26 protein-coding genes are annotated in these 25,908 nt (G+C 71.7%); 18 read left to right on the forward strand and 8 right to left on the reverse strand.

Features of this window, described 5'->3' with window-relative positions; translation table 11 throughout:
• The first annotated feature begins 169 nt into the window (after positions 1-169).
• On the forward strand, positions 170-1,048 hold the full coding sequence (locus tag ACFYRY_RS16910) for a helix-turn-helix domain-containing protein (RefSeq protein ID WP_389145384.1): 879 nt from the start codon (positions 170-172) through the stop codon (positions 1,046-1,048).
• 97 nt (positions 1,049-1,145) lie between these two features.
• Here the strand turns inward: ACFYRY_RS16910 and ACFYRY_RS16915 are convergent, their stop codons facing one another.
• Positions 1,146-2,108, reverse strand: coding sequence for a pentapeptide repeat-containing protein (locus ACFYRY_RS16915; RefSeq protein ID WP_389145387.1), 963 nt, complete (start codon positions 2,106-2,108; stop codon positions 1,146-1,148).
• 344 nt (positions 2,109-2,452) lie between these two features.
• Between ACFYRY_RS16915 and mshB the strand changes: the two genes are divergently transcribed.
• The 7 genes from mshB to ACFYRY_RS16950 all read left to right on the forward strand — a co-directional run bounded on the left by mshB (position 2,453) and on the right by ACFYRY_RS16950 (position 10,159).
• Positions 2,453-3,373: an N-acetyl-1-D-myo-inositol-2-amino-2-deoxy-alpha-D-glucopyranoside deacetylase gene (gene mshB / locus ACFYRY_RS16920; protein ID WP_389145389.1), complete on the forward strand. Its 921-nt coding sequence runs from the start codon at positions 2,453-2,455 to the stop codon at positions 3,371-3,373.
• Entirely contained in the window at positions 3,370-3,786 is a 417-nt protein-coding gene (locus ACFYRY_RS16925; RefSeq protein WP_389145392.1) for a DUF6113 family protein, read from the forward strand. Before mshB ends, ACFYRY_RS16925 begins: the two co-directional genes overlap by 4 nt.
• Before the next feature lie 158 nt (positions 3,787-3,944).
• Positions 3,945-6,527 (forward strand): hypothetical protein, encoded by a 2,583-nt coding sequence (locus tag ACFYRY_RS16930; RefSeq protein WP_389145395.1) that lies wholly within the window; start codon positions 3,945-3,947, stop codon positions 6,525-6,527.
• 179 nt (positions 6,528-6,706) lie between these two features.
• Positions 6,707-7,618 carry an ABC transporter ATP-binding protein gene (locus tag ACFYRY_RS16935; RefSeq protein ID WP_389145398.1) on the forward strand — a complete coding sequence of 304 codons (912 nt, stop codon included), beginning with the start codon at positions 6,707-6,709 and terminating at the stop codon, positions 7,616-7,618.
• Positions 7,615-8,355, forward strand: a complete 741-nt coding sequence (locus tag ACFYRY_RS16940) for an ABC transporter permease (protein ID WP_389145400.1) — start codon at positions 7,615-7,617, stop codon at positions 8,353-8,355. The genes ACFYRY_RS16935 and ACFYRY_RS16940 overlap by 4 nt, the downstream gene beginning before the upstream one ends.
• 5 nt (positions 8,356-8,360) lie before the next feature.
• Positions 8,361-9,548, forward strand: coding sequence for a sensor histidine kinase (locus ACFYRY_RS16945; protein WP_389146281.1), 1,188 nt, complete (start codon positions 8,361-8,363; stop codon positions 9,546-9,548).
• The gene (locus ACFYRY_RS16950) at positions 9,545-10,159 is read left to right on the forward strand and encodes a DNA-binding response regulator (RefSeq protein WP_389145403.1); all 615 of its coding nucleotides are present in this window, start codon (positions 9,545-9,547) and stop codon (positions 10,157-10,159) included. The genes ACFYRY_RS16945 and ACFYRY_RS16950 overlap by 4 nt, the downstream gene beginning before the upstream one ends.
• A 132-nt stretch (positions 10,160-10,291) precedes the next feature.
• Here the strand turns inward: ACFYRY_RS16950 and ACFYRY_RS16955 are convergent, their stop codons facing one another.
• Entirely contained in the window at positions 10,292-11,143 is an 852-nt protein-coding gene (locus ACFYRY_RS16955; RefSeq protein WP_389145406.1) for a transglutaminase-like domain-containing protein, read from the reverse strand.
• 26 nt (positions 11,144-11,169) lie between these two features.
• Positions 11,170-12,225: a GNAT family N-acetyltransferase gene (locus ACFYRY_RS16960; protein ID WP_389145409.1), complete on the reverse strand. Its 1,056-nt coding sequence runs from the start codon at positions 12,223-12,225 to the stop codon at positions 11,170-11,172.
• A 141-nt stretch (positions 12,226-12,366) separates the two neighbouring features.
• Here ACFYRY_RS16960 and fdxA point away from each other — a divergent pair, with 141 nt between their 5' ends.
• The gene (fdxA, locus tag ACFYRY_RS16965; protein WP_003973842.1) at positions 12,367-12,687 is read left to right on the forward strand and encodes a ferredoxin; all 321 of its coding nucleotides are present in this window, start codon (positions 12,367-12,369) and stop codon (positions 12,685-12,687) included.
• Positions 12,688-12,789: 102 nt separating this feature from the next.
• The gene (locus ACFYRY_RS16970; RefSeq protein WP_389145412.1) at positions 12,790-13,884 is read left to right on the forward strand and encodes a bifunctional succinyldiaminopimelate transaminase/glutamate-prephenate aminotransferase; all 1,095 of its coding nucleotides are present in this window, start codon (positions 12,790-12,792) and stop codon (positions 13,882-13,884) included.
• Positions 13,885-13,999: 115 nt separating this feature from the next.
• Here the strand turns inward: ACFYRY_RS16970 and ACFYRY_RS16975 are convergent, their stop codons facing one another.
• Together ACFYRY_RS16975 and ACFYRY_RS16980 are read right to left on the reverse strand one after the other, a co-directional pair.
• Entirely contained in the window at positions 14,000-14,449 is a 450-nt protein-coding gene (locus ACFYRY_RS16975; RefSeq protein WP_389145414.1) for an ATP-binding protein, read from the reverse strand.
• A gap of 280 nt (positions 14,450-14,729) precedes the next feature.
• The gene (locus tag ACFYRY_RS16980; RefSeq protein WP_389145417.1) at positions 14,730-15,713 is read right to left on the reverse strand and encodes a heavy metal transporter; all 984 of its coding nucleotides are present in this window, start codon (positions 15,711-15,713) and stop codon (positions 14,730-14,732) included.
• 84 nt (positions 15,714-15,797) lie between these two features.
• Here ACFYRY_RS16980 and dapE point away from each other — a divergent pair, with 84 nt between their 5' ends.
• Positions 15,798-16,877: a succinyl-diaminopimelate desuccinylase gene (gene dapE, locus ACFYRY_RS16985; RefSeq protein WP_389145420.1), complete on the forward strand. Its 1,080-nt coding sequence runs from the start codon at positions 15,798-15,800 to the stop codon at positions 16,875-16,877.
• Positions 16,878-16,987: 110 nt separating this feature from the next.
• Complete coding sequence (locus ACFYRY_RS16990; RefSeq protein ID WP_389145422.1) at positions 16,988-17,746, forward strand: TIGR00730 family Rossman fold protein; 759 nt, start codon at positions 16,988-16,990, stop codon at positions 17,744-17,746.
• 112 nt (positions 17,747-17,858) lie between these two features.
• Here the strand turns inward: ACFYRY_RS16990 and folP are convergent, their stop codons facing one another.
• On the reverse strand, positions 17,859-18,719 hold the full coding sequence (gene folP / locus ACFYRY_RS16995) for a dihydropteroate synthase (protein WP_389145425.1): 861 nt from the start codon (positions 18,717-18,719) through the stop codon (positions 17,859-17,861).
• 130 nt (positions 18,720-18,849) lie between these two features.
• On the opposite strand from folP, the gene ACFYRY_RS17000 reads away from it, so the two are divergent.
• Positions 18,850-19,203: a DivIVA domain-containing protein gene (locus tag ACFYRY_RS17000; RefSeq protein ID WP_389146283.1), complete on the forward strand. Its 354-nt coding sequence runs from the start codon at positions 18,850-18,852 to the stop codon at positions 19,201-19,203.
• On the forward strand, positions 19,200-19,820 hold the full coding sequence (locus ACFYRY_RS17005; protein WP_389145428.1) for a DNA-3-methyladenine glycosylase I: 621 nt from the start codon (positions 19,200-19,202) through the stop codon (positions 19,818-19,820). Before ACFYRY_RS17000 ends, ACFYRY_RS17005 begins: the two co-directional genes overlap by 4 nt.
• A gap of 35 nt (positions 19,821-19,855) precedes the next feature.
• Here the strand turns inward: ACFYRY_RS17005 and ACFYRY_RS17010 are convergent, their stop codons facing one another.
• A complete protein-coding gene (locus ACFYRY_RS17010) occupies positions 19,856-20,659 on the reverse strand; it encodes an enoyl-CoA hydratase/isomerase family protein (protein WP_389146286.1) in 804 nt (267 codons plus the stop codon).
• Positions 20,660-21,038: 379 nt separating this feature from the next.
• On the opposite strand from ACFYRY_RS17010, the gene ACFYRY_RS17015 reads away from it, so the two are divergent.
• Complete coding sequence (locus tag ACFYRY_RS17015) at positions 21,039-21,206, forward strand: DUF3117 domain-containing protein (RefSeq protein ID WP_069086806.1); 168 nt, start codon at positions 21,039-21,041, stop codon at positions 21,204-21,206.
• Positions 21,207-21,328: 122 nt separating this feature from the next.
• Here the strand turns inward: ACFYRY_RS17015 and ACFYRY_RS17020 are convergent, their stop codons facing one another.
• Positions 21,329-22,027 (reverse strand): O-methyltransferase, encoded by a 699-nt coding sequence (locus ACFYRY_RS17020; RefSeq protein ID WP_389146289.1) that lies wholly within the window; start codon positions 22,025-22,027, stop codon positions 21,329-21,331.
• Between the two features lie 235 nt (positions 22,028-22,262).
• Here ACFYRY_RS17020 and sigE point away from each other — a divergent pair, with 235 nt between their 5' ends.
• The 3 genes from sigE (at position 22,263) to ACFYRY_RS17035 (ending at position 25,807) form a co-directional block, all read left to right on the forward strand.
• Positions 22,263-22,964, forward strand: coding sequence for an RNA polymerase sigma factor SigE (gene sigE, locus ACFYRY_RS17025; RefSeq protein ID WP_389146291.1), 702 nt, complete (start codon positions 22,263-22,265; stop codon positions 22,962-22,964).
• Positions 22,961-23,956 (forward strand): anti-sigma factor family protein, encoded by a 996-nt coding sequence (locus ACFYRY_RS17030; protein ID WP_389145431.1) that lies wholly within the window; start codon positions 22,961-22,963, stop codon positions 23,954-23,956. Before sigE ends, ACFYRY_RS17030 begins: the two co-directional genes overlap by 4 nt.
• 147 nt (positions 23,957-24,103) lie before the next feature.
• The gene (locus ACFYRY_RS17035) at positions 24,104-25,807 is read left to right on the forward strand and encodes a trypsin-like peptidase domain-containing protein (RefSeq protein WP_389145434.1); all 1,704 of its coding nucleotides are present in this window, start codon (positions 24,104-24,106) and stop codon (positions 25,805-25,807) included.
• Positions 25,808-25,908: the final 101 nt, after the last annotated feature.

Genomic DNA, 25,908 nt, shown 5'->3' on the forward strand with positions numbered 1-25,908 from the left:
CGCCGAGTGCCAGTCACTCCCGAGAGTGAACATCGCCAACTCGGCTGGCTTCCGGGCCCTTTGCCTGCCTTACGCTCAGCGCAGCACAACCGCAGACATGCAACGGCCCTCGCCGGGACGGCAATCCCAGTGCGAGGGCCTCACCACCAAGGAAGCAAGGACCTTCCCGATGGATACGCAGAACCCTAGCGCGCCCTCGCGCGCCCATGGCCCGGTTGCGGGCAACAAACACCCGAACCGGCGCCCCCAGCAGCACCCCGGCGGACTCGATCACGACCACACGCGCCACACCACCCGCTTCACGGTCGTCGGCAACCATCTGGCCCAGCACCCGGAACTCTCACTGGTCGCGATCGGGCTCGCGCTGCACATCCAGTCGCTGCCCAAGGGCGCCCGCGTCGACATCAAGACGCTCGCTCTCCGCTTCACGGAAGGCGCCACCCGCATCGCCGCCGCCCTGCGTGAACTGGAGGCACACGGCTACCTGCGCCGCGTACGCGAACGTGCCCCCGGCGGCCGTATCGTCACGCGCACGATCTCCTGCAATCAGCCTGGTCACCGCAGCCCGACCGCCGTCGACCACACCCCGGGAACCTCGAAGAAGCCGGAACAGCCGAAGAAGCGCGTGCCCCGCAAACCGCTCCCCGCCGTACCGCGCCCCGCCCATCCCGCGCCCGCTCTCCTCCAGGCCGCCACCGACCTCCTCGCCGACCTCCGCCGACACGACCCCCGCCTCTTCCTCTCCGCCTGCGACGCCGCCCACCTCGCCCCCGGCGTCGCCGCCTGGCTGGAGCGCGATGTCACCCCCACCGCCGTACGCCACGCGCTCACCGCGGCCCTACCGCCCGAGGGCCTCCGACGAGCTGCCGCCCTCCTGGCTCACCGCCTCACCGCCCAGCTGCCACCCCTGCCGCCGTTCCGCGCGCAGACCCCGCCGCCGACGGTCCGGCACCCCCTCCAGAACTGCGACGGCTGCGACCGCGCCTTCCGCTCCCCAACCCGGGGACGCTGCCCTGACTGCCGCACTCCCGCTTCCGCCGTCGCCTGAGCCTGTTCCTGGCCAATGCGCTCTCAAGCCTGGAATGGCGTTCGACCACATAAGTCGGGTCGCAGCAGCTGCGGATCCACTGTGCGACGCGCGGCCTCTAGCTCTCCTGTGGGAGCCCGCGCGCGCCGCTCCTCAACGCACCATTCAGTTTCGCCCCAGTCATCTTGGCGCCACGGAAGTCGGCGTTGGTCAGGTCGGCGCCGGTCAGGTCGGCGTCGGTCAGGTCCGCGTAGCGCAAATCCGCACCCGTCAAGGTCGCCTTCGAGAGTCTCGCGCCAATCATTTTGGCGTTTCGAAGATCCGCGCCTTTCATTAGGGCGTCCTGCAGGTCCACGCAATCCGTTCGCTGCACCTCCTCTTGGGTCTCTTCATCAAACACGCCGCCCGCACATGTCATGTCTGCTCCACGAAGGTTCGCGTGTTCGAGCACTGCTACGGAGAAGTGCGCCCCCGATAGATCGGCACCACTGAGGTTGGCCCTTTCAAGGGAGGCCTCCTCCAGGTTCGCGTAAAGCAGGGACACTTTGCGGAGGTCGACGGCACGGGGGGTCACCAGGGAGTACCAGCCGCTCAGATCGGCCCAACGGAGATCCGCGTGGTCCAGTTGCGCCCCAGGGAGCTTGATGGGGGCCTTGCCGGTGAAGCTGAGGCCACGGAAATCAGACTTGCTCAGGTCGATGACCGTCCCGCTGTCGCGGTCGGGGCGGCGCCTGGCCAGCATGGCGATCGCTGCCTTGACATCAGCGGCTGGACTGTAGCTGTCGGAATTCTCGTCGGCCGACTCTTTGAGGCTCTTGGTGCTTGATCCGGCGTGCCGCTGCACGAAGGCGGCCAGGACGGAGACGACCGTCGGTTGGTCGCGGGCGGAGTCCTGCATGATCCGCTGCAGGGCGTAGATGCCGCCCAGCCGGATATCGAGGGACTGCGACCCCAGGTTGCCGATCGCGTTGTTGAACCGGCTGGTGATCTCTCCGTGCTCAGCGATCCGTAATTCTTTACTCTGCTGTCCGACCTGCATCCAGGTGAACAGGAGAGCGCCCAGGGCGGCGAGCCCTGGCAAGCTGGCCGCGATCAGTAAGACCCATTGCGTCCGGTCCCGGCCCTCGGACCTGGGCGCCGCCGATCGGCCGTGGTGCGGACGCCGACGAGCGATACGGCGAAGCCCATCGATGCTCGGTTTCCCAGCCACCTGCTCATAGCATCCCGCAGTCCAAGCGTCAGCAACTTCTACTGCTCCAAAAAGAAGAGGTGCTGCGCCAGGTCGCGGAGTTGGCGGCAAAGGACAGTCCTGACGCGTACCTCGCTGAACGAGCCCTCGCCATCGCCCACGTGCTCGACGACGAGAGGGGACAGGCGGCCGGGCAGGTGGCTGGGGAACGGTGAGGGCCTCGTAGGCTGGGGGCCATGACGGACATGCCCGCCCGGCGTCTGCTGCTGGTGCACGCGCACCCGGACGACGAGTCGATCAACAATGGCGCGACCATGGCCCGCTACGCGGCCGAGGGTGCCCGGGTGACCCTGGTCACCTGCACGCTCGGTGAGCGGGGCGAGGTCATCCCGCCCGACCTCGCGCACCTGACCGGCGCCGCCCTGGGCGAGCACCGGCTGCGCGAGCTCACGGCCGCGATGGGCGCACTCGGCGTCGAGGACTTTCGTCAGCTGGGCGGCGCGGGCCGCTACCAGGACTCCGGGATGATGGGCCTCGCCGACAACGACGATCCCGCCTGCTTCTGGCAGGCCGACCTCGATGAGGCCGCCGGGTACCTCGTGGACGTGATCCGCGAGGTCCGTCCGCAGGTCCTGGTCACATACGACGAGAACGGCGGCTACGGCCACCCCGACCACATCCAGGCGCACCGGGTGGCCATGCGGGCCGTCGAGCTGGCCGCGGAGTCGGGATACGAGATCCCCAAGGTCTACTGGAACCGGGTGCCGCGCTCCGTCGCCGAGGACGCCTTCGCACGGCTGGAGCGGGAGCTGCCCGGCCTCCCCTTCGCCAAGTCGGCCGTCATCGACGACGTACCGGGTGTGGTCGACGACGGGCGGATCACCACCGAGATCGACGGCGCCGGGTACGTCGCCGCGAAGACCGCCGCGATGCGCGCGCACGTCACGCAGGTCACCGTGGCGGAGCCGTACTTCGTCCTCTCCAACGAACTCGCCCAGCCAGTCTTCGGCACCGAGTACTACGAGTTGGTGCGCGGAAATCCGGCAGGTGGGGCGGGTAGGTCGTACGGGGAGCGGGCTCATGGGCGGGAGGCCGACCTGTTCGCCGGTGTCGAGACCGCGGGTGTCGAGACCGTCGGTGTCGAGGAGGCGTCATGAGTACCGCAGGCCGTCCTTCCGCGCTCGCCCAGCCGCTGCGACGCCCCTCCGCCGGACGGGCCGCCGCCTACCTGGGGCTCTTCGTGCTCGGTGCGATCGTCGGAGTGGCCGGGGCGCTGGTGCAGTCCGGCCTGTTCCCGGGGGGTCTGCTGCTCGCCCTCGCCGGTGAGGCGGGCCTCTGCGTCGGCGGGGCACGCGCCGCGAGGAGCCGGGGCGGGGCCGTCGCACCGGCCGGCGGCTGGATGCTCGCGGTCATCCTGCTCACCGCCAGCCGCCCGGAAGGCGACTTCGTCTTCGCCGCGGGAAGCGGCTCGTATCTCTTCCTGCTCGGCGGTATGGCCGTGGCTGTGATCTGCGCCACCCTTGCTCCGGGGCGGCAACCGGACGACGACGCCGTCCGACTTGGCAAGTGACGTACCACTTCGCCGTACGAAGTCCGTGGGAGTCCCGTGATGGTTTCCCCAGCGGTCGTGGGATACGCGCCAGACGTGGCCAGTATGGTGGTGCGCGCCGCCGAGTCGCCCGAGAGAGGTCGTAACGCGGGCGGCGGAGCCAACCGGGAGAACCTGCCTTGAGTCGTGAAACTGACAGTCCGTCCTCCGGGCCCAACGGGCGCGGCGGAGCCGCATACCCTTCGGGAACCCCGCCGTACGGTACGCCCGTGGCTTCCGACGGCGGTCCGGACGCGGGTCGTTCGGCCGCGCGGCCGGAGGAACGCAAGACCGAGACCACGCTGACGACCCGGATCCGGATCAACATCCCCGGATCCCGGCCCATTCCGCCGGTCGTCATGCGCAAGCCCGTCGCCGGGGCCGAGGTCTCGGAGGACAAGAAGGACACCGAGACGCCGTCGGCGCCCGGGGCCACCATGTCCACCGGCATCGCCGAACCGTCCGCCGAGCCCTCGCCGGCCGGCGAGGAGAAGACCAGCGACTGGTTCGCGCCCGTACGCAAGTCCGGGCCTGCCAAGGGCGGTCAGGGCGGTGGCTCCACCAACGGGGCCGGTCTGCCGGTCGGTTCGGGCGGCCCGGGTGCGTCCGGTGGCGCCGGTTCGTCCGGTGGCGCGCGGTCCGGTGGGGCCCGGCCCGGAGGCGTGGTCGGTTCCATGAGCGTGCCGGGCGCCCCCCGTCCCGGCGGCACGAACGGTGCCGGGCTGAGCGGTGCGACCGGCGGCCCGGTGGCTCCCGGCCACGGCGGCGGCACCGGTTCCTTCGACGTCACCGAGGCGCTCGCCGCGGGCCCGCTGGGCAACGGCTCCCGCCCCGACGAAGCACGCCGCGACGAGCTGCCGTTCTTCTCGGACAACGGCGGCCAGAACGGCAACCAGAACGCGAACCAGAACGGCGGTCAGGGCGGCCGGGGCGCACAGGCGGGCCCCCAGGAGGGCCAGAACGGGCAGAGCGCCCTCAGCGCCTACGACCAGGACCTGAGCGGCCTCGGCGGTCAAGAGGGCCCAGGCGGCCAGGGTGCCTACGGCGGCCCCGGCGGCTTCAACGGACCGAACGGTCACGGCGGGCCGGGCGGTCCGGGCGGTCCGCAGGGCCGGGGTCCCGCGGGTCCGACCGGCGGCCCGGTCACCGGTGACGGACCGATGGTGCCGCCCGCAGGCCCGCGAACGGACAGCTTCGGCGGGTCCCGTGACTTCAACGCCCCGGACGGCTTCAACGCGGGCGACACCCTCGGCGGGGGCAACGGCTTCCGCGGGCCCGGCGCCCCCGGCGGTCCGGGAAGTCCGTCCGGGCCTGCCGGCCCTGACGGCCTCCGTGGTCCCGGCGGGCCTGGCAGCCCCGGTGGCCCTGGCGGCCCCGGCACCCCCGGTGGGGTCCGCGGCCCCGGCGGTCCCGGAGGCCCAGGCCGTCCCGGCGCCCCCGGCGGCCCGAACGGCCCCGGTGGCCCGGGCGCGCCCCTCGGCTCCGGCCCCCACGCCGGTCGCGCCCCCGGCGCGGGCCCGGCCCAGGGCTCCGGCGGCCTGAGTGACGACACCGCGATCCTCACCCCGCAGAAGCCGGCCCCCGAACCGGGCGGCCCCCACTTCGGCGGCGCCTCGGACAACGTCTCCGGGCACACCGTCAGCAGCGGCATCCCCGTGGTGCCGTCCGACCGCAAGGCGACCTTCCCGCCCGGGGCGCACGCCGACGGGCCGGCCTCGCAGACGGCCCCGAAGCCGTCCGACACGGGCACGCAGAAGAAGCCCGCCGCCGCGCCCAAGAAGAAGGGGCGCAGCAAGCTCGGGCTCCTGGTCGGCGGTGTGATCGTGATCGGCGGTGTCGCCTACGGCGCCGGGCTGCTCATGAACCACTCCGACGTGCCCAAGGGCACCACCGTGCTCGGCGTCGACATCGGCGGCGGCACGCGCGACGACGCCGTCGAGAAACTGAACGGCGCCTTCGACTCCCGGGTGAAGAAGGACCTGAAGCTCTCGGTGGGCGGTAAGACCGTCACGCTGAAGCCGGACCAGGCCGGGCTCCAGTTCGACATGCAGGCCACGGCGAGCACGGCCGCGACCAGCGACTACAACCCCGTCTCCGTGATCGGTTCGCTGTTCGGCAACCACCGGGTCGTCGAGCCGGTCATGCCGGTCGACGAGGAGAAGCTGCACGCCGAACTCCAGGACGCCGCGGGCGGTTCCGGTTCGGCGAGCGACGGCACCATCGAGTTCAAGAACGGCAAGGCCGTCGCCGTGTACGGCAAGACCGGCCAGGGCATCGACGTGAACCGGTCGACCGCGGCGGTCGAGGAGGCGTACCGCACCCAGGTGGAGACCGGCACGGCCCCCGCGGTGGCGCTTGCGACGACCACCAGGAAGCCGACGGTCTCGAACGCCGAGGTCGACCGGATGATGAAGGAGTTCGCAGAGCCCGCGATGTCCGGCCTCGCCACCGTTCAGACCGACGCGGCGCACAGCATCAATTTCGGCGCCCTGTCACTGCCGAAGATCCTCGGATTCAAGGCCGTCGACGGCAAGCTCGTCGAGACGTACGACCTCAAGGCGCTCAAGGAGGCGTACGGCACCACCTTCGTCGGCGTAAAGATCGACGGCGCGAGCGGAAAGCGTGACGTCCTGCCGCAGGACGTCGCCTCCGCGCTGGGCAAGGCGCTGCGTGGCAAGACGACGGCGGAGCGCACCGTGGTCATCGACACCACCCCGAACTGACCCGGCACCGACGCTCCGTGCACGTGTGAAGGCCCGGCCCTGCGGGGGCGGGCCTCACGCGTCTCACCGGCCCGAGGCGCCGTACGGCTGCCGTACGGCATGTCACATGACATCTGTCATGCGGCACTCCGGACGCCCGACACTGCCCGCGCCCGTACCCCCGAAGCCACCATGGCCGTATGACAACGACAGCCTCGGTGGTCGCGTTCGACCAGGTGAGCAAGGCATACGGCGCCGTCCGGGCAGTGGACGGCCTGACCCTGACCCTGAGCCCGGGGGAGACCGTGGCGCTGCTGGGCCCCAACGGTGCCGGCAAGTCGACCACCCTCGACCTGCTGCTCGGCCTCAAGCAGGCCGACAGCGGCAGCGTCCGGCTGTTCGGCAGCACCCCGCGTGAGGCGATCGTCGCCGGACACGTGGGCGCCATGCTGCAGAGCGGCGGACTGATGGACGAGGTCACGGTCGCGGAGCTGGTGCGGCTGGCCTGCGCCCTGCACCCCAGGCCGTACCCGGTCGGTGATGTGCTCGCCCGCGCGGGCGTCGCGCAGATCGCCGACCGCAAGGTCGACAAGCTCTCCGGCGGGCAGGCCCAGCGCGTCCGCTTCGCCCTGGCCACCGCGGGCGACAGCGACCTGATCGTCCTGGACGAGCCGACCACCGGCATGGACGTCACCACCCGCCAGGCCTTCTGGGCGACCATGCGCGAACAGGCCGACCAGGGGCGTACGGTCCTGTTCGCCACCCACTACCTCGAAGAGGCCGACGCCATCGCCGACCGGGTGCTCGTCCTGCACCGGGGCCGTCTGCTGGCCGACGGCACGGCCGCCGAGATCAAGGCGAAGGCGGGCGCCCGCCGGATCTCCTTCGACCTGGACGGCGAGATGGACGCGGCCTCGCTGCGGGCGCTGCCCTTCCTCACCGCCCTCGACACGAGCGGGCACACCGTCCGCATCCAGTCCTCCGACGCCGACGCGACCGTCCACGCCCTCTACGGCCTCGGCATCTACCCCCGCAACCTCGAAGTCTCCGGCCTCGGCCTGGAGCAGGCCTTCGTCGCCATCACCGCCGCCGAGGAGGCGAAGTCGAAGTGAACAGCCTCATCAAGCTGGAACTCACCCGCGCCCTGCGCAACCGCAAGTTCCTGTTCTTCTCGGTGATCTACCCGTCGGTCCTGTTCCTGATCATCGCGGGCAACGCGGACGGCACCACGAAGGTCGACGGCACCGGCCTGACCGTCCCGACGTACATGATGGTCTCGATGGCCTCCTTCGGCGCCCTGACCGCCGTCCTGATGGGCAACAGCGAACGCATCGCCAAGGAACGGGAGGCCGGCTGGGTACGGCAGCTGCGGCTGACCACGCTGCCGGGCCGGGGCTATGTCCTCGCGAAGACCGCGAGCGCCGCGGTCGTCAGCCTCCCGTCGATCGTGATCGTCTTCGTGGTCGCCGCGGCCGTGAAGAACGTACGGCTGGACGCCTGGCAGTGGCTCGCGCTGACCGGCGCCATCTGGGCCGGCAGCCTGGTCTTCGCCGCGCTCGGCGTCGCCATCGGCTACCTCGCCAGCGGGGACGCGGTCCGCCCGATCACCATGCTGACGTACTTCGGCCTGTCGATGCTGGGCGGGCTGTGGATGCCGACGACGACGTTCCCGGACTGGCTTCAGGACATCGCCAAGTGGCTGCCCACTCACGCGTACGCTGCCCTGGGGCAGGCAATCGAACAGAGTCGCGCCCCGCACCTCCAGGACCTCGCCATCCTCGTCGTCTCGTTCGTGCTGTTCGCGGGCGGCGCGGCGTGGCTGTACCGGAAGGACACGTTGAAGGCGTGAGCGTCATGAGGCAGGGCCGCGCGGCAGACGATGTGCCGCTGATGCCGCTGGGGCAGTCTCCCGGTAACCGGCGTGAACTGCTGCCGAAGGTGCTGTGGATCGGTGTCTGGCTGGTCTTCCTCAGCTCACCCGTGCGCGACCTGGCCTCCGGCCACCACAGCACCGGCGGCACGCTGGCCGGCTCGCTGGGTCTGGCGGCCTTCGTCGGGATCTATCTGACCCTGGTGTTCCGGAACATGAGCAGGTCGGTGCTGCCCGCCCGGCTCGTCGGGGCCCTGATCGCCGTCCTCGGCGCGCTCGCCGTCCTGCTGAGCCTCACCCTCGGCTCGCACTGGCTCGGCCTGTTCGTGTACGTCTCCGTCGCCTGCGGCGCCACGCTCCCGCAGCGGGCGCCGTACTGGACGATCCCGCTGACCGCCGGCGCGATGACCCTGGTCGGCCTGCACGTCGGCGAGGACGAGGCGCTCGACCTGGTCATCCTGGTCCTGCTCATAGGGTTCGCGATGACCGGCATACGCCACCTCGTGCGGACCACCGTCGAGTTGCGTCAGGCCCGTGCCACGGTCGCCCAACTGGCCGCGAACGAGGAGCGGTTGCGTCTGGCCCGGGACCTGCACGACCTGCTCGGCCACTCGCTGTCCCTGATCACCCTCAAGAGCGAGCTGGCGGGCCGGATGCTGCCCGCGCATCCTGACAAGGCCGCCCAGCAGGTCGCCGACATCGAACAGGTCAGCCGCCAGGCCCTGGTCGACGTCCGGGAGGCCGTTTCCGGCTATCGGCGCCCGCGTCTGGCCGACGAACTCGCGGGTGCCCGGGTCGCGTTGACGGCGGCCGGCATCACCGTCGAGGTCCCCGCCGAACCGGCCCTGGAGGGCGTCGGCGAGGACAGCGAGTCGGCCCTCGCCTGGGCCCTGCGTGAGGCAGTGACCAACGTCGTACGGCACAGCGGGGCCGGTCGCTGCACGGTGGGCCTGGTGCGCCGCCAGACCCTCGACGGACCGGTCCTCGAACTCTCCGTAGAGGACGACGGCTCCGGCGGTCCCGGCGCCGCCGCAGGCAACGGCCTGACCGGCCTCACCGAGCGTCTGGAGAAAGCGGGCGGCTCCCTCGACGCGGGCCGGACCCGGCACGGCTTCCGCCTGGTCGCCCGCGTGCCGGCCGACTCACCGGCCGACGTAGGATCCGGCGCATGACCCGCACGATCAAGGTCCTGCTCGCCGAGGACCAGTCGATGGTCCGCGAGGCGCTGGCCGCCCTGCTCGGCCTGGAGGACGACATCGAGGTCGTCGCCCAGGTGGCCCGCGGCGACGAGGTCCTGGACGCCGCCCGGGAGCACGCGGTGGACGTGGCCCTCCTGGACATAGAGATGCCGGGCGCCACCGGCATCGAGGCCGCGGCGCAACTCCACCGGGAGATACCGGAGTTGAAGCTGGTCGTCCTCACCACCTTCGGCCGCCCCGGCTACCTCCGCAGCGCCATGGAGGCCGGCGCCGACGCCTTCCTCGTCAAGGACGCCCCGGCCGCGCAACTGGCCGCAGCGGTCCGCAAGGTGCTGGCGGGGGAGCGGGTGATCGACCCCACGCTGGCGGCGGCGGCCCTGGCGGAGGGCGCCAACCCGCTGACCGACCGGGAGCGGGAGGTGCTGCGCGCGGCGGCCGACGGCTCCACCAACGCCGAACTGGCGACGACCCTGCACCTGTCCCAGGGCACCGTCCGCAACTACCTCTCCACGGCGATCCAGAAACTGGCGGTACGCAACCGTGCGGAGGCGGTACGGATCGCCAGGGAAAAGGGCTGGCTGTAGCGGCAGCCGCCCGCACTCGCGTGCAGGCGGTCGTCGGGGTCCCAGAGGGCGGCGGACGCTGGTGCTCGCGCGGCGGCGGTCGCCGCGTCAGGGCCCCGGAGGGCGGCAGCCGTAGGAGACCGCACGGCGCAGTCAGTTGAGCATCGCTCGCGCGGCATGGGCCTGTTTCCGTACTCCCGCGGCGGCCGGCTCGTCCACCGCGGCCACGACCTCGGCGTACGCCTCCAACGCCGCGGCCCCGGCGAGGAAATCCCCCCGCTGGACCAGCAACTGCGCACGCTCGTACCGCAATCGCGCCGGATGCGAGGGCAGCAGCAGCGACAGTTCGACGGCCCACAGCGAGACGTCCGACCGCTCCGGCCGGGGCGCGGCCCACGCCCGCACGTTGTTCAGGATCCGCAGGACCACATCCAACGGCTCCGCGGGGCTCAGCATCGACGGGTCCAAGGAGACCCCCGTCGCCCCCACCACCAGCACCTCCGCGTCGGGCCCGGTCAGTACCCGGCCGCCGTCGAAGGGATCGGCCAGCACCTGCTCCTCGCGCGGACCGAACCCGACCACGAAGTGCCCCGGCAACGCCACCCCGTACACCGGCGCCCCCGCCCGCCGGGCCACCTCCATCCACACCACCGACAGCAGGATCGGCAGCCCGCGCCGCCGCAGCAGCACCCGGTGCAGCAACGACGACTCCAGACGCTGGTAGTCCCCGGCGCCCCCGCGAAACCCGTACCGCTCGCCGAGCAGCTCGCCCAGCGCGACCGCCCAGGACCGCGGCCCGCCGGGCCGGAACGGCAGCTGCCCGGCCAGCCGGTCCAGCTCGATCTGCGCGGCGTCCATTCCCGCCTCGTCCAGCGTCCCGTCCGCCTCCGCGCCGACCAGCAGGCACAGCAGGGACAGATCGGGCCGCTCGGAGCGGGCCTCTTCGGCGAACCGCCGCCGCAGCTGCGCGGAGCGTTCGGGCGGTGGCGGGTTGGGTGGAGGCATAGCAGGCTCGTGCCCTCTCACGGCGGTCAGTACCGCCCGTTCTCGACACTTCCGGGAGCCCGGTAGTGGTGGTACGCGTGATGCGCCGAGAATCCCATCCCCGCGTACAGCGCCCGCGCCCCCGCGTTGTCAGCCTCGACCTGGAGCCACGCGGCCGAGGCGCCCTCGTCGAGTGCCCGCCGGGCGAGCGCGGCCATCACGGTGGTCGCCAGCCCCCGCCGCCGCTGCTCCGGGTCCACCTCCACGGCGCCGAAACCGGCCCACCGCCCGTCGACCACACACCGCCCGACGGCCGCGGGAGCGTCGCCCGGCGACGAGCCGGGGACCGTGGCGAACCACACCGACGGCCCGCCCTCACTCTCGGCCTCGCTCGAGCGGAGGGACTCCGAGCCCAGCACCCGCAGGGCCACCTCGCTCACCCCCTTGCGCTGGTAGCGAGCCAGCCACGCCTCGTCCGCCTCCCGGGACAGCGCCACCGCCGAGGCATCCGCCCGGTCGGCGACCGGCGCCAGCGCCCCGGTCCACAGCTCGGCGGTCACCTCCCGCGTCCAGCCGCGCCGCTCCAGCTCCGCGCACAGCGTCTCCTGCGTGCCCTCGGCCCCGGTCGCGGTCTGCACATAGGCGGGCAGCCCACGGTCCTCGTACCAGCGTCGTACGGCGGTCAGGGCCGTGTCGAGAGGCAGACCGGGGTCGCCGAGCGGCAGCACCGAGTTCGCCCTCCGGGTGAAGCCGGAGGCAGCCCGCAGCTCCCAGTCGCCCAGCCGCTCGCTCTCCACCGGTCGCCAGGCCCGCGCGGCGACGCGCGCCAGCTCCTCGTAGGACGCGGCGGGGCCGCGCCGCCGGGCCGGGGCGGCCGGTATGACCTTGCCCGCCACCAGCGCGGATTCCGGAATACGGACACTTTGGCCGTCCCGGCGGGTGATCCACAGCACACCCTCGTCCCATGATGTGAGAACGCCCACCGTGTCGGTGAACTTCTCATCCGCGACTCCGGGCTCGGCCAGCCGCCGGACGGACACCCGTTTGCCCACGTCAGCTGCGGAGATACGGACCACAAGGCGTCCTGTCGCAGAGATTTCCACAGGTCAGTTCGCCCCTCCTGTTCGGATCATGCCCAAGAACGGAGATACTAGGGGCGGGCATCGACGACGCCGCGCTCCCGCGCGCCAGGTGGCGGAGCCTGAAGACGGCTCGCCAGCGCCCTATCGAGGAGGAACGACAGCGTGACCTACGTCATCGCGCAGCCTTGTGTCGACGTCAAGGACAAGGCGTGCATTGAGGAGTGCCCGGTCGACTGCATCTACGAGGGCCAGCGGTCCTTGTACATCCACCCGGACGAATGCGTCGACTGTGGTGCCTGTGAGCCGGTCTGCCCGGTCGAGGCGATCTTCTACGAAGACGACACTCCCGAGGAGTGGAAGGACTACTACAAGGCGAACGTCGAGTTCTTCGACGAGCTCGGCTCTCCGGGCGGCGCCAGCAAGCTGGGCCTGATCGAGCGCGACCACCCCTTCGTCGCCGCGCTCCCGCCGCAGAACCAGTAAGAGCGGCCCGCAGGCGTGCCGCCTCGGTCCCGTACGGCCTGATCACCCTTGATCGCCGTACGGGGCCGAGGCGTTTGCCGTAGCAGAAAGTGAGCCAGACCCGTGTCCGCAGTCTCCGACCTTCTTCCCACCTTCCCCTGGGACAAGCTGGAGCCGTACAAGAAGACCGCCGCCGCGCACCCGGACGGCATCGTGGACCTCTCCGTCGGCACTCCGGTCGACCCGGTTCCCGAGCTGATCCAGAAGGCGCTCATCGACGCGGCGGACTCCCCGGGCTATCCGACGGTGTGGGGCACCCCCGCGCTGCGTGACGCGATCACCGGCTGGCTGGAGCGCCGACTGGGCGCCCGCGAGGTCACCCACCAGCACGTCCTGCCGATCGTCGGCTCCAAGGAACTCGTGGCCTGGCTCCCCACCCAGCTGGGCCTCGGCCCCGGCGACAGGGTGGCCTACCCGCGCCTGGCCTACCCGACCTACGAGGTCGGCGCCCGCCTCGCCCGCGCCGACCACGAGGTCTACGACGACCCGACCGAGCTGGACCCGGCGAACCTCAGGCTCCTGTGGCTCAACTCGCCGTCCAACCCGACGGGCAGGGTGCTGTCGAAGGACGAACTGACCCGGATCGTCGCCTGGGCCCGCGAGCACGGCGTCCTGCTGTTCTCGGACGAGTGCTACCTGGAGCTGGGCTGGGAGGCCGACCCGGTCTCGGTACTCCACCCGGACGTGAACGGCGGCTCGTACGACGGCATCGTCGCGGTCCACTCGCTCTCCAAGCGCTCGAACCTGGCGGGCTACCGCGCGGCCTTCCTGGCCGGTGACCCGGCCGTCCTCGGCCCCCTGCTGCAGATCCGCAAGCACGGCGGCCTGATGACGTCGGCCCCGACCCAGGCGGCCGTGGTGGCGGCACTCGGCGACGACGCCCACGTCCGAGAGCAGCGTGAACGCTACGAGGCCCGCCGAGGTGTTCTGCGCGAGGCCCTGCTCGCCCACGGGTTCCGCATCGAGCACAGCGAGGCCAGCCTCTACCTGTGGGCGACGAGGGACGAGTCCTGCTGGGCCACCGTCGGCCACCTGGCCGAGCTGGGCATCCTGGTGGCCCCGGGCGACTTCTACGGCGAGGCGGGCGAGCAGTTCGTCCGGGTGGCCCTGACGGCGACCGACGAGCGGGTGCGGGCGGCCGTGGAGCGGCTGACGTAGGCACGCGCGAAGGCGGCCACAGGCACACGGAAACGGCGGGGCCCAGGGAGAGAAACCCGGGCCCCGCCGCCGTACCGCCAGACGTCCAGCCGATGCAAGCCGGTGTCAGCTGATGTCAGCCAAGGGGAAGACCCTTCGCTGGCAGCTGGTCGGTCGACGGGAGCCCGCCCTTGGTCAGCGAGTCCGTCGGCAGGCCGCCCTTGGTCGCGGTCTTCGTCGTGTCACCGACGACGCCCTTGGCGGAGCCCGCCGCGTCGGCCGCCACCTTCTGCGCCACGGGCGCCGCCTGCTTCACGGCCTTGCCGCCGGTCTTGCCGACCGTCGGCACCGCCTGCTTGGCCGCCTTGCTGCCGGTGTCACCCGCGGTGCCGGTCAGGTGCTGCGCCGCGCCGTCGACACTGGTGCCGACGTTGGCCCCGTCCAGGGCGGTCAGCCCGCCGAGGTTCGGGGCGGCAGGCAGCTCGGGGGCCGCGCTGGCGGAGCCGGCCGCACCGACCCCGGCCGCGGCTCCCGCAGCGACGAGCAGCGCGGCACGGGCGATCCGTCGGGTCAGGGGGAGGGACATGTTGCTCCTTCGACGAGGAAACGATCTCGGACGCAGTGACTACCGCTCGAAGCCCGCGAAGGTTGCGGCGGGCCAACGTAAAGAGTTGGTAATGCGTCGCATTATCATCTGCGGGCAAAATCGGGTAAAAGGGACCCGATCTGACAGTCTGCTGAATCCTTACGGCCCGTTGCCCCCAAGGGCTTCGACCGACCGGGGAGTGACGGGCCGAAAGCCTGCGCACACCGAGCCCCGAACCGGGCGGACGTGACCCTTCCGAGTGGGTCTCCGTACTACTGCACTACTGCGCAGTCACGATCCGCACCGTGCGGGTGTCCTTCGCCGTGCCGGCGCCGCTCGCCTCGCCGCCCGGACGCCACTGGCTGTTCGTGTTCCCGGCGGCCCACTGCCGTCCGCCGTACGACACGCGGTCGATGTGCAGCGCTGAGGCGTTGGCGACCGCCCAGTGGGCCAGCTGCCAGCCCCGCTCCCGCAGGCTCCGGCCGGCCCCCGGAGCCGTCTCCTCGGGCACCGACAGCGTCACCGTCCGCCCGTCGCCGCCGCTACCGGCGCTCGCCGAGGGCGTGGGCGTGGACCCGGCCGCGCCGCTCACCACGGCACCGGCCGGCTCCAGCGCGTCCCGCCCGAAGTCCCGGGCGAGCGCGGAGCGCACCGCCTCCGGACCCGCGGCCGAGGTGGCGGTCTGACGTCCCTCGCAGGTGAGCGTGGCCGCCGACTGTCCGGTGAGGGCGGCGGCGAGGATCTTGGCGTCCTGCTCGTGCTTCGCGTACGCCGACGGGAAACCGCTGCGCTGCACACGCTGCGCGGCGACGGTCAGCGGAAGGTCCTGGTAGTCCGTCACCTTGGCCAGGTGGGCGTAGAAGATGTCCGCCGAGTACGTCGGGTCCAGAATCTCCTCCGGCTTCCCCCAGCCCTGCGAGGGACGCTGCTGGAACAGGCCGAGCGAATCCCGGTCGCCGTGTTCGATGTTGCGCAGCCCGGACTCCTGGAGCGCGGTCGCCAGCGCGATCGTCACCGCCCGCTCGGGCATCCCGCGCCCGGTACCGACGGCGGTGATCGTCGCCGCGTTCACCGCCTGCTCGGGAGTGAACTCGTACGTCATCCCGTCGCCCTTGCCGGAGACGACCTTGCACCCGGGCGCGCCCCCGCCTCCGGTGACGTACTGCACCACGAGGTAACCGGCGACGGCACACAGGACGACGAAGGCCGCGAGGAAACGGGGCAGTCGGCCGCGACGCTTGGGAGTAGGGGACAGCTCTGGCATCCGCACAAGATACTGGAGCGTAGTGTGGCGGGAGTGCCGGATGTGGACACTTGCTCGAAGGGCCCGGGCGTTAGGGTCGACAACATGGCCGACACCCCACTTGACCTCACGCTGGATGCCGCGCGGCTCACCGCGCAGCTCGTCGACTTCCCCTCCGAGAGCGGCACCGAGAAGCCGCTCGCGGACGCGATCGAGACCGCTCTGCGCGCTCTGCCGCATCTGACCGTCGACCGGTACGGCAACAACGTCGTCGCCCGCACCGACCTGGGCCGATCGGAACGCGTCATCCTCGCCGGCCACATCGACACGGTCCCCATCGCGGCCAATGTCCCCTCCCGGCTGGACGACGAGGGGTACCTGTGGGGCTGCGGCACCAGCGACATGAAGTCGGGGGTGGCGGTGCAACTGCGTATCGCGGCGACGGTCCCGGAGCCCAACCGGGACCTGACCTTCGTGTTCTACGACAACGAGGAGGTCGCCGCCCATCTGAACGGCCTCGGGCATGTGGCCGAGGCACACCCGCAGTGGCTCGAAGGCGACTTCGCGGTGCTGCTGGAGCCGACGGACGGACAGGTGGAGGGCGGCTGCCAGGGAACCCTCAGGATGTTCCTGAAGTTCACCGGAGAGCGGGCGCACTCCGCGCGCGCGTGGATGGGATCCAACGCGATCCACGCGGCCGCCCCGGCCCTCGCCAAGCTCGCCGCCTACGAGCCCCGCAAGCCGGTCGTGGACGGCCTGCAGTTCCACGAGGGCCTCAACGCCGTACGGATCGAGGGGGGCGTCGCCACCAACGTCATCCCCGACGCCTGCACGCTCGTCGTCAACTTCCGCTACGCGCCCGACCGCAGCGAGCAGGAGGCGGAGGCCTTCGTACGCGAGTACTTCGCGGACTGCGGTGTGGACGAGTTCGTCGTCGACGACCACACCGGCGGCGCCCGCCCCGGCCTGACCCACCCGGCCGCGCAGGCCTTCATGGCGGCGGTCGGCGGCGTGGCCCGCCCCAAGTTCGGCTGGACGGACGTGGCCCGCTTCAGCTCGCTCGGGGTGCCCGCGGTGAACTACAGCCCGGGCGACCCGCTCCTCGCCCACAAGGTCGACGAGCGGGTGAAGGTGTCGCTGATCCCGCAGACCGAGGAGCGTCTGAGGTCCTGGCTGACGTCCTGACGGCATGCTGTGCCGGGTGGCGCTTCGTGGCGGACATGCGCAGGTCCCCCCTCCGTAACCCGCGTGGATCTACGCTGAGGTGGAAAAACCTGCAAGCGGAGGGAGCGCACATGGCTACTGGCAACCCCGAGGGCAAGAAGCGGCCACCGGAGGAGCAGCGCCTCGGACCGGTCCTCCGCAGGCGCGAACAAGTCCAGGCGAGCACCACCGACCAGCGTCTGCTGGACGCGGGCGGCCCCTCGGACTGGGTCCACACCGACCCCTGGCGGGTGCTGCGCATCCAGTCGGAGTTCATCGAGGGCTTCGGCACACTGGCCGAACTCCCGCCCGCGATCAGTGTGTTCGGCTCGGCCCGGACGCCCGTGGACTCGCCGGAGTACGAGGCGGGCGTGCGGCTCGGCCGGGGCCTGGTGGAGGCCGGGTTCGCGGTCATCACGGGCGGCGGGCCCGGCGCCATGGAGGCCGCCAACAAGGGCGCCCTGGAGGCGAAGGGCATCTCCGTCGGCCTGGGCATCGAGCTGCCCTTCGAGCAAGGGCTGAACCCCTACGTCGACATCGGTCTCAACTTCCGCTACTTCTTCGTGCGCAAGATGATGTTCGTGAAGTACGCGCAGGGCTTTGTGGTCCTGCCGGGCGGCCTCGGCACGCTGGACGAACTCTTCGAGGCCCTGACCCTGGTCCAGACCCAGAAGGTCACCCGCTTCCCGATCGTCCTCTTCGGCACGGCGTACTGGGGCGGCCTGGTGGACTGGCTGACGAACACCCTGATCGCCCAGGGCAAGGCGTCCGAGAAGGACCTGATGCTGTTCCACCTGACGGACGACGTGGACGAGGCGGTGGCGTTGGTGTCCAAGGAGGCGGGCCGCTAGCCGCTCGCTGGTGCGAGGGGTGGGTCGGAAGAGCGCCCCTCCGGTGGGTTGCTCCGGTGGGTCTCTCGGCCCACCGGAGCAACCCACCGGAGCGACGTGCCCGGCCCGTGCCCTACGCCAGTCCCCGCCGGGCCACCGCGGGATCCCGGTGGCCCGCGATCGACGCCACCATGTCCAGCACCTGCCGGGTCTCGGCCACCTCGTGCACCCGGTACACCTGCGCCCCGAGCCACGCCGAGACCGCCGTCGTGGCCAGCGTCCCGACCACGCGCTCCTTCACCGGCCGGTCCAGGGTCTCGCCCACGAAGTCCTTGTTGGACAGCGACACCAGCACCGGCCACCCGGTGGCGACCATCTCGCCGAGCCGCCGCGTCGCCTCCAGGCTGTGCCGCGTGTTCTTCCCGAAGTCGTGCCCGGGATCGATCAGCACGGACTCCCGGGGCACCCCCAGGGACACGGCCCGTTCGGCGAGCCCCACGGTCACCCTCAGGATGTCGGCCATGATGTCGTCGTACGCCACCCGGTGCGGCCGCGTCCGAGGCTGGGCACCGCCCGCGTGGGTGCACACCAGTCCCACGCGGTACCGGGCCGCGACCTCAGCCAGCCCGGGGTCCACTCCGCCCCACGCGTCGTTCAGCAGATCCGCCCCGGCCTCACAGACCGCCTCGCCGACCTCGGCCCGCCAGGTGTCCACGCTGATCACGACGTCCGGGAAGCGCCTGCGCACCTCGGCCACGAAACCGACGGTCCGCCGCGCCTCCTCCTCGGCGGTCACCTCCTCGCCCGGCCCGGCCTTCACCCCGCCGATGTCGACGATGGCCGCGCCCTGAGCCACCGCCTGCTCCACGCGCGCGAGGGCGGGTTCGTCGCGGAAGGTGGCCCCCTGGTCGTAGAAGGAGTCCGGGGTCCGGTTCACGATCGCCATGATCACCGGTTCGTGCGGCTCGAATTCCCGCCTGCCCAGCCTGAGCATCCCCTGTGACCTCTCCTAGTTCGTACGGGCAACCGACCGCCTGCGACCCTAACTGTCAGACTCGCATGGCACGATCGGACCCTGACACATTCGACACCGAGCTCAGACCGTGGGGACGTCAGCGATGGTTATGTTCTTGTTCCTGGTCATCGCGCTTGCCGTGGTGGTCGCCGCGGTGACGCTCGCCGTGGTGGGGGGCGGCGAGGGCGGCGGCCCGCTGCCGGAGGCGGCCCCCGAGCGGCTGCAGGACCCGCTGCCCCCGGACCGCCCGGTGAACCGGGCGGACGTCGAGACGCTCCGCTTCCCGCTCGCCGCCCGCGGCTACCGCATGGCGGACGTGGACGACGCGCTCGGCCGCCTCGGCGCCGAACTCGCCGAGCGGGACGCCCGTATCTCCGACCTGGAGTCCGCCCTGGCCGGCGCCCAGGCCGCCGCGGCGCACCTGTCCCTCGACAAGTCCGCCCGCCGGGAGGACCAGCCGTGAGCGACTCAGCGGCCCTCGCCGGTCCGGACGGCGCGCCGCGCTGCCCCTGGGCCCTGTCCACCACGGACTACGTGACCTATCACGACGAGGAGTGGGGCCGCCCGGTCCACGGCGACGACGCCCTGTACGAACGCCTCAGCCTGGAGGCCTTCCAGTCCGGGCTGTCCTGGATCACGATCCTGCGCCGCCGTGAGGGCTTCCGCGCCGCCTTCGCCGGCTTCGACATCGCCAAGGTGGCCGGCTTCACCGACGACGACCGCGAGCGCCTCCTCGTCGACGAGGGCATCATCCGCAACCGCGCCAAGATCGACGCGACACTCGCCAACGCGCGGGTCCTGGCCGAGTGGGCGCCGGGCGAACTCGACGACCTCATCTGGTCGTACGCCCCGGACCCGGCCGGCCGGCCCGCCCCCAGGACACTGGGAGACGTACCGGCGGTCACCCCGGAATCGACGGCTCTGTCGAAGGCTCTGAAGAAGCGGGGCCTGCGTTTCATCGGCCCGACCACGGCGTACGCGCTGATGCAGGCGTGCGGACTGGTCAACGACCACTTGGAGGACTGCGTCGCGAGGAGCGCCCCTTCGGGGGCGCCGGGAACCGCGCGATCAACCACGTAGAACCCGCAGCCCCTGACGGCGCCGAACCCCCGAGCTCACCGGCCCAGGTACGTCGGCTTCTCCTTGTTGACGAAGGCCTGCACAGCGATCGCGTGGTCCTGGGACGAACCTGCCCGCGTCTGCAGCTCGTCCTCCTTCTCCAGCGTCTCGGCCAGGGAGTGGGACAGCCCGTACGCGACGGCCTCCTTGATCGCGCCGTACGCCACCGTCGGGCCCTCGGCCAGCGCCCGCGCCACCTGCTCCGCCTCGCCCCGCAGCGACCCCGCCGGCACGATCCGGTTGGCGACACCCAGCTCGTACGCCTCCTGCGCCTTGATGGTCCGCGGGAAGAGCAGCAGGTCAGCGGCGCGGCCGGGGCCGACGACCCGCGGCAGCGTCCAGGAGACACCCGAGTCGGCGGTCAGCGCCACGCCCGCGAAGGAGGTGTTGAAGGCCGCCGTGTCCGCCACCACCCGGTAGTCCGCGGCGAGCGCGAAACCGAACCCGGCACCGGCCGCGACCCCGTTCACCCCCGCCACCACCGGCTTGGGCATCTCCGTCAGCGCCCGCACGATCGGGTTGTAGTGCTCCCGGACCGTGCTCATGGTCTGTCCGGTGCCCGCCTCACGGTCGGCGGCCAGCAGCCCGATGTGCTCCTTGAGGTCCTGCCCCACGCAGAACGCCCGGTCCCCGGCGGCGGTCAGCAGCACCGCGCGTACCGCGTCGTCGTCCGCCGCGGACCGCACCGCGTCCCGGAGGGCGACCTTGGCCGCGATGTTCAGCGCGTTCATCGCCTCGGGGCGGTTCAGCGTGATCGTCGCGAGTCCGTCGCGCACCTCGTACAGCACGGTGTCGGCCATGGCGGTGTCCCCTCCGGTGTCGGCTTCGGACGTACTGGTCAGTACGTCCCGGTGTCCGAAGGACAGCATGGCGGAGATCGCCACCCGGGAACCGGAGCGGACGTGTGACCTGCGTCAAAGAATTCTGGGCCGTCTCCGGGGAGCGGTGGTCCCGCGCGAGGGCGCAGTATCGCAGTCACATCGCCGAATTGAGTGGTTTTGCTCGCGCGCGTTGCCCAAGCGATGCCGACTGATGTTGGTCATCGGGTCCTGAGATGCGGGATAATGGCTGGGAAGCAATGTGTTCGATGCCGGTGTCGCGTGTCCCACTCCAGGAACCCGCGTGCCCTCCAGGGCTGTCGGCTTTGACTATGAGCTGGTTTCAGGAAGGGGAACGAGCATGGCGGCCATGAAGCCGCGGACGGGCGATGGCCCGCTCGAGGTGACCAAGGAGGGGCGGGGCATTGTCATGCGCGTTCCGCTCGAAGGCGGCGGGCGGCTCGTCGTCGAGCTGACCCCTGATGAGGCCGGCGCGCTCGGTGACGCCCTCAAGAAGGTCGTCGGCTGAGCGGAAGCGACCATACCCTTTCGGCTGCCCCCGGTATCGCATGCGATACCGGGGCGGCTTTTTTCCGGGCGCGGATCACTTGAAGGGCGGGCCTGGACGGTTTTTTCGCCCGGTCGGGCGGGTCACCGTTTGACGGCGCACAGCAGTCCGTCGCCGACGGGGAGCAGCGACGGCATCAGGTCCTGGCTCTCGCGCACGGCCCGCAGCAGCTCGCGCAGCCGCAGGACCTCCGTGGGCTGCGGGCCCGAGTCCACCGTCCGGCCGTTCGCGAAGACCCCCTCGAAAACGACGAGGCCCCCGGGGCGCAGCAGCCGCAACGATTCAGCGAGGTAGTCGAGGAACTCCTGCCGGTCGCCGTCACAGAAGACCAGGTCATAGCCCGCGTCCGCGAGCCGGGGCAGCACGTCCAGGGCGCGGCCGGGGATGAAGCGGGCCCGGTTGCTGGCGAAGCCGCCGGCGCGGAAGGCCTGGCGGGCGAACTGCTGGTGTTCCGGCTCGGGGTCCACCGTGGTGAGGACGCCGTCCGGGCGCATGCCGTGCAGCAGATGGATCCCGGACACGCCGGTCCCGGTGCCGATCTCGGCGACCGCCTTGGCGTCCACGGTGGCAGCGAGCAACCGCAACGCCGCACCCGTGCCGGGCGACACCGAGCGCAACCCCGCCTCGCGGGCCCGGTCACGGGCCCAGCGCAGGGTTTCGTCCTCGGCGACATAGGCGTCGGCGAACGCCCAGCTCGTCTGCCGGTTGCCGGTAATGACCCTCTCCTGTCCCCGTGGTTGCCTGGGCGTGACTGTATCCGTTGGCGTCGGGAACCCGCTGATGGGACCGGGCGTTTAGAGGGGTGGGAGACAGAGCGGGGGGACACAGTTGGATCACGGTGACGAGCGAGAGCTCGAGCAAGTGCTGACGCAGCGGCCTGAGCTGTGTCAGCCCAGATCAAATTCTCGTAAAACCGCTTATCCGGAGCTAACGGGCGAGGTGGCTATGGTAGGGGCTCCACTGGACACCACCAGAGCCGACAGGGGAGGTGCGGCCGTACCTGTGGATCGGGGAGGAGTGCTGCGGCGCTTTCTCGGGTCGGCGGGCAGGCCGAAATCCGTGAACGACACCGCTGCTGACCACAGCCACGCCGCTGAGTACGCCCAGACCGCGACCTTCTCCACCGACGCGGACGGGCAGGCGTGGACTCCGCCCACCTGGGAGGAGATCGTCAGCACGCACAGCGGCCGGGTCTACCGGCTCGCGTACCGGCTGACGGGCAACCAGCATGACGCCGAGGACCTCACCCAAGAGGTCTTCGTCCGCGTCTTCCGCTCTCTTTCGACCTACACGCCCGGGACTTTCGAGGGTTGGCTGCACCGCATCACCACCAACCTCTTCCTGGACATGGTCCGCCGCAAGCAGCGCATCCGTTTCGACGCCCTCGGTGAGGACGCGGCCGAGCGCCTGCCCAGCCGGGAGCCATCGCCGCAGCAGCTCTTCAACGACGCGCACTTCGACGCGGACGTCCAGCAGGCTCTGGACACCCTCGCCCCGGAGTTCCGCGCCGCGGTCGTCCTGTGCGACATCGAAGGACTGTCGTACGAGGAGATCGCCGCGACCCTGGGCGTCAAGCTCGGTACGGTCCGGTCCCGCATCCATCGTGGCCGCTCGCAGCTGCGCAAGGCCCTCGCGCACCGCTCGCCGGAGGCCCGGGCCGAGCGCCGGTCCTTCATGGCCCGTGTTCCCGCGCTGGGGGGAGGGGGCGCGACCGCGTGAGTGGATCACGGCCCAAACCCGGCGAGGGGCGCCTCGCGGAACAGCATCTGGGAGACCGGCTCGCCGCCCTGGTGGATGGAGAGCTCGGTCATGAGTCGCGCGACCGTGTGCTCGCGCACCTGGCCACCTGCGCCAAGTGCAAGGCCGAGGCCGACGCACAGCGCCGACTGAAGAACGTCTTCGCTCAGGCCGCCCCGCCACCGCCCTCGGAGAGTTTCCTGGCCCGCCTCCAGGGGCTCCCGGCCGTCGGCGACCCGGCGGACGACGACATGCCGTTCGGCGGGTCGGGCATCACCGGCGGACTGGGCGGGCGTCCCGGGCACACCGGGGTCTTCGGCCTGAAGCGCGGCGAGCGGTTCGAGTTCGGCTACGTTCCGGCTGGTTCGCACGCCTCCCTGTTGTCGCCCTCCTCCGTGAATCGCGGTTTCCGTATTCACGACGTCAGCCGTCACGAGGGCGACCGGTCAGGATCGCGTGGACGCCGGTTCGCTTTCGCCGCCGCCGGGGCGGTGTCCCTGGCCGCGATCGCGCTGGGCGGCGTCTCCACGGTGACACCGGGCGACCTCACCGCGGACGCGCGCGGCTCCACCGGCACCGGCAGCAACGTCACTCCGGCGCGCACACCGGGCACCACAACCGCCACGTCGGCCGAGAGCCAGCGCCGCCGTGGGGCGGGTCCGCTGCTCGCGCAGACCCAGGGTCCGCTCGGCAGCACCCCGGTCGCCCCGACCGAGGTGTCCGCACCGCTCCTGCCCGGAGTGCCGAAGCCCGCCGCGAGCGGGTACCAGGAGGCCGTGCACGCACTGGCGGCACCCGTGGTGGCCGGCGCCGCCGCCATGTCGCCGCTGATACGTCCGCTCAGCGCCACGCCGCCGGTCGCCCTGCCCACGTGGTCCAGCACCCCGGACCTCGCCTCGCTCGGGCTGTTCGCCGCGACCATCCCCGACCTGCCCTCCGGCCCCTCCCCCTCCGACTCCGGCACCCCCCGCTGACCGGTCTCCGCGTGGCCGCCCGCGAACCTGGTTGAATCCAGGGGAGTCGACGAACATCGGCCACCGCCGACGACCCGCACGGGGCGTCGGCCGGACCGGCGGACCAGGTCACGGCCTGCCCCGGTGGCCGTGACTGTGGGGGAGAGCATGAACGAGGGGAAGCCCACGAAGGCGGACCGACCGGCGCCGACGCCGGACGAGGCGACCGACCTGAGCGGGGCGGCGAGGGACGGGGCGGCCGCGGCGGAACCTCCGTCGATGTCGATGTCGACGGCGACACCGACCGGCGCCGGGCCGAGTGCCCGCGCCACGCATCCCGATGCCGCCGGTCCTGACGGTGACTTCGCGCTGAGGCCGCCGCACGTCCCGTCGGCGGAGCCGGACGGGGACTATGAGCTCACGGCCCCGGAACCCGTCGTGCCCCACGCTCCGGTCAGCCCGCCCGAGAGACCCGGGCCCCTGCACGATCCCGACCCCTACAGCACCCCTCCGTACGGCCACCCCGGCCCCTGGGCGCCCGCTCCGCCCGTACAGCACCCGACCGCCCCTGCCCCCGAGCCCGCGCCGGCCGCGGCGGCCGTAGCCCCGGACGTGGCGGCCCCGGCGCCCGCCCTCGCCCCCGCCGCAGAGGCACCGCCCCCGTCCACCCCTTGGCAGAACTACGACCCCTGGGCCCCCGTGACCGGCCCGCTCCAGCAGACCGGCGCCGCTGTCGCCGGCCGGGACCAGCGGCGCAAGCGGGTCAGGAAGGCACTCGTCGGTTCCGCGGTGCTGCTCGCTGTCGTGTCCGGGGGCGTGGGCGGCGTCGTAGGGGCGCATCTGGAGCGCAACGGTGGGCTCGGGGCGGTGGAGCTGCCGCAGGCGGCCGCCGAGCCCACCGGACGGGCTCCGGACAGCGTGGCCGGGATCGCCGCCCGGGCCTTGCCCGGCGTGGTGACGCTGCACGTGAACGGCGCCGCGGAACAGGCAACCGGTACCGGGTTCGTGCTCGACGCCCGCGGACACATCCTCACCAACAACCACGTCGTGGAGCCCGCCGGTGCCGACGGCGAGATAACCGTGACCTTCAGCAGCGGCGACACCGCAAAGGCCACCGTCGTCGGCCGGGACAGCGGCTACGACCTCGCTGTCGTCCGGGTCCGAGGCGTCAGCGGTCTCACGCCGGTGCCCCTGGGCAACTCCGACAACGTCCAGGTCGGCGACCCGGTCGTCGCCATCGGTGCCCCCTTCGACCTGGCCGGCACCGTCACCTCCGGCATCATCAGCGCGAAGGAACGTCCCATCACCGCCGGCGGTGAAGGCGGCGAGGGGAGCGACGGGACTGACGTGTCCTACGTGGACGCCCTGCAGACCGATGCGCCGATAAACCCCGGCAACTCCGGCGGCCCCCTCCTCGACGCCCGGGCCCGTGTCATCGGCATCAACTCCGCGATCCGCTCCGCAGACAGCGGCTCCGACCCCGACGGCGGCCAGGCGGGCTCCATCGGCCTGGGTTTCGCCATACCGATCAACCAGGGCAAGCGCGTCGCCGAGGAGCTGATCAACACCGGTCGGGCAACCCATCCGGTCATCGGAGTCACCCTCGACATGGACTACTCCGGCGACGGCGCCCGCGTCGACACCAAGGGCGCCGGCGGCGGCCCCGCGGTCACCGTCGGCGGTCCCGGGGCCCGGGCCGGGATCAAGGCCGGCGACGTCATCACCGAGGTCGACGGCCGGCGCGTCCACTCCGGCGAGGAGCTCATCGTCAAGACCCGCGCCCACCGGCCGGGCGACCGGCTGGAACTCACCGTGGAGCGCGAAGGCGAGAAGAAGACCCTGTCGCTGGTTCTCGGATCGTCCGCGGACTGACAAAACCTCACAGGTGACGGGCCCGGGCCCCGCCCGCAAGGCAAACAACCCGGAAAACCGCCCATCCGGTCCCAGCCGGAACCCCCGGGACAGTACCGGTC

The organism is Streptomyces sp. NPDC005263, assembly GCF_042872365.1.
In the GTDB taxonomy this organism is placed as follows: Bacteria; Actinomycetota; Actinomycetes; order Streptomycetales; family Streptomycetaceae; genus Streptomyces.